General features: G+C 75.2%; 3 protein-coding genes. All 3 read right to left on the bottom strand.

Annotation, left to right across the window (positions count from 1 at the left end; genetic code table 11):
- Positions 1-1,604, bottom strand: a 1,604-nt coding sequence (locus EFK10_RS07675) for a S1 family peptidase (RefSeq protein WP_164835878.1), incomplete at its 3' end; no start/stop codon positions are given.
- A gap of 246 nt (positions 1,605-1,850) precedes the next feature.
- Positions 1,851-2,549, bottom strand: a complete 699-nt coding sequence (locus EFK10_RS07670) for an SMI1/KNR4 family protein (RefSeq protein ID WP_127354984.1) — start codon at positions 2,547-2,549, stop codon at positions 1,851-1,853.
- Positions 2,546-3,148: hypothetical protein (locus tag EFK10_RS47125; protein ID WP_164835877.1), on the bottom strand; the 603-nt coding region annotated here is incomplete at its 5' end. The genes EFK10_RS07670 and EFK10_RS47125, both read right to left, overlap by 4 nt.

Below are 3,148 nucleotides of genomic sequence, written 5' to 3'. Positions count from 1 at the left end.
GCCGCCTCGTGCGCCTGCCCGGCCACCCGCGCCGCCAGCCGCCGCACCGCCGTGCCACTCCCCCGGCCCGGCCCGGCCGCCGCCAGCCGCACCGCGATCCGCAGGCACACCAGGTCCAGGTACGCCGAGAAGACCTCGGCCCGGTCTGGGGGTCCTCCCCCTGGCTTCGCCGGGGGCACCCCCACCGCCGAAGGTAGGGGGTGCGTGCCGATGGCGGAAGCCTCCGGCAGCGCGGCGCGCACCTCGGAGAGCAGCCGCAGCGCCAGCGGGTGCGCGGCGTCCTCGTCGGCCAGCGCCCCGGCCGGGATGCCGTAGCGGTCCCGGGCGTGCCCGGCCTGCTCGGGCGGCAGGTCGCCGAGGCCTACGCAGGGCGGCAGGGCGCGGGCACCCGACGGGTCCTCGGCGGCGTACGGCATCCCGGCGGGGAAGAGGGCGCCCGCCTGCTCCCAGTATTCGGGGCGGCAGGCCACGACCAGGCGTACGCCGGCCGCTCGTAGCCAGCTCGCGGTTCCGGCGGTCCAGTCGGGCAGGGCGTGCGCCAGCACCGGCGGCATCTCCTCGGGTCCGTCGAGGAGGACGAGCAGCGGCCGCCCCGACGTCCTGGCGAGGTGGGCGACGGCGTCCGGCGAGGCCTCGGGCGGATCGCCGGTGCCGCCCGACGCGGCGTGCACGATGCGGGCGGCGGTACGCAGTGAGCGTTCCACCGCGTCCTTCACCCCGCCGTCGCCGGGGCGGAGTTCGGCGCCGCGCAGCCAGATGGTGGGCTCCGGCTGGGCGCCGACGGCGCGGCGGGCGGCGAGTGCGGTGAGCTCGGTCGTACGGCCGCAGCCGGGGTCGCCGACGAGGCCGAGCACGAGCGCGCCGTTGGCCCCGCCCGACGAGAAGCGCCCCAGCTCCTCCGCCGTGCCCGGCCGGGCCACCGGCTCCCGCCACGCCCGCGGCTCCGCCGCCGAGCCGACCGAGGTGGCCGTCAGCTGCAACGCCCCGGCGAGGTTGAGGTGCCTCCCGTACGCCGGGACGGTGGCCGCATTCCGGGCCAGCAGCTCGCCCAGCGGACCCTCGCGCCCCCGCAGCGGCACCGCGAAGCCGCTCGCCCGGTGCCCCGCCTGCATCGCCGTGACGACCACCGCCAGCACCGCGCCCGTCTCGGCGTCCAGCACCGGCGTGCCCGAGGCCTGCGGGTGCAGGGGGTCCACCGCGAGTTCGTACACCTCGTCCAGGAGGTGGAAGCGGTCGGTCGCGGTGTACGTGACCGGGGTGCTGCCCACGATCGCCGCATCCATCCATGTACGCCCCCGCAGCCGCACCCTCCCGTCCGGGTGCGCGGGTCCGGACCCGGCCACCGGCAGCGGACGCACGGTCAGCCCCTCGGTCGCCACGAGGGCCAGGCCGAGTTCGGGCAGCGGGGTGACCGCGTGCGCCTCGGCCAGCACGGTCTGGTCGCCGTGGGCGTGCAGCACAAGCCGGGCGAGGCCGTCGACGGCCTCATGACTTGTCAGAAGAATGCCGGCGCCGTCGGCGAGAAACCCCGTTCCCCGCGGCCGTCCGGCCAGATCACAGATGCGTACCAGCGCATCGTCAACGTCGGCGGCCCGCCCCGCCATCCGCGCACCTCCCCGCCACAGTGCCCGTTTCGACCGTAGAGGTCCGTTGATCGTTCCAACAGATCTCCTGGCGAACGCGCCCCCATGCACCCCTCGGTTCACTCCGAGCGCCCGTCCGATGGGGTGAATTGACCTTCTGAGTTGGATAGGGAGCAGCGCAGGAGGGGAATCGTGCAGCGCGGGCCGACCGGGGGAGGGCCGGCCCGCGCTGGACGGTAAGGCCCTCCGACAGACCCTGCGACAGGCCTAGGACAGACCGACCGACAGCACGCGCAACCGTGCCCGCCCCTGATCGTCCGTCCAGGGGGCGACCCCGGTGAGCAGGTCGTCGGGCGCGGCCGCCCCGACGGCCGTGGCGATGTCGCCCGCGTAGACCATGGCGGTCACCGCCGGCAACTGCATGACCTGTCCGATGTCCTCCGTGCCGTCCATAGCGAGCGACGGCACAAAGGCCCAGTGCTGGTCGGCGGCGATGGGGCCGTAGCGCTCCACGGCCTCCACCGTCAGCTCGTCGTACGGCTCCTTGGCGTTGCGCAGGAGCTCGTCCGCGAGGAACTCCTCGAAGGAGCCCGCGATGACCTCCGACCGCAGGAAGTTGCCCTCCAGGAAGTGGACTTCGGGGGCGAGGCGGCCGCCGGGCTCCCTGCGGTAGGCGTACTGGTCGCCCCAGGCGGTCTCGCCGAAGAAGACGAAGGGTTCCGCCCGCTCGTCCCAGGCGAAGCGCCAGGTCTGCGGGGCGTTCCAGGCCGCGAGGTCGAGGTGGGCCGGCCGACCGGTGCCGAAGAGCCGGAAGGCGCCGTGGTAGGCCGTGAAGCCGTTCAGCTCCCGCAGCAACTCCCGGTGGGCCTCGGGCAGTTCGTACCCGTACGCGGTCTCGGCCCCGGACCGGGCGCCGAGGTCGCCGGCGAGCGGCCTCAACGCCCGTACCGTGTCGTGCACCGTCACAGTGGCGGTCCTCCGTCGATGGTGAATCCCCTGAGCAGTACGCCGATCCTGGATCCCAGGACGCCTCCGGCCACCGAGTTGGACTTGCCCGGCATGTCCAGCCAGCCGGCGGGCGGCTGGGCGGTCCCCGAGATGGCCGAGTCGGGGACGTGCCCGGCCTGGCCAGTGTACGGAGTGCCCGCGCGACGGGCGCGCAGCCGCTCGGCGCGGGCGGCCGCGCTGCTCTCCCTGGACAGCTGGCCCTGGGTGGACTGGATGGCCTTGGGCCCGTTGGCGGCCAGCCAGGCGTTGGTGCGCTTCACGTACTCGTTCAGCGCGTCCTTCTCGGCCTGGGTGACCAGCTTGGTCGTGGGTATATCGACGACCTCTCCCTTGGGTGCCCGGCCGGCGACCCGTTTCGCGAGGTCGGCGACGCCCTTGCCCATGCCCCGGGCGGCCTGGGCGACCTTGGCGCCGGAGGCCCGGGCGCCGTTGGCCAGGGCGCGGCCGGTCTTGGCCACCGCGCCGGTGAGCGCGGAGGCGGCCCGGCCGGCGGTGCTCCTGACGGCCTGACCGGCGGTGGAGTTCCGGGCCGCCCGGCCGACCGCGCCCAGCCCGGC

Origin of the sequence: Streptomyces soli, from assembly GCF_003999195.1 — a bacterium.
Taxonomy (GTDB): Bacteria; Actinomycetota; Actinomycetes; order Streptomycetales; family Streptomycetaceae; genus Actinacidiphila; species Actinacidiphila soli.
This window is presented reverse-complemented; position numbering and strand designations above follow the sequence as displayed.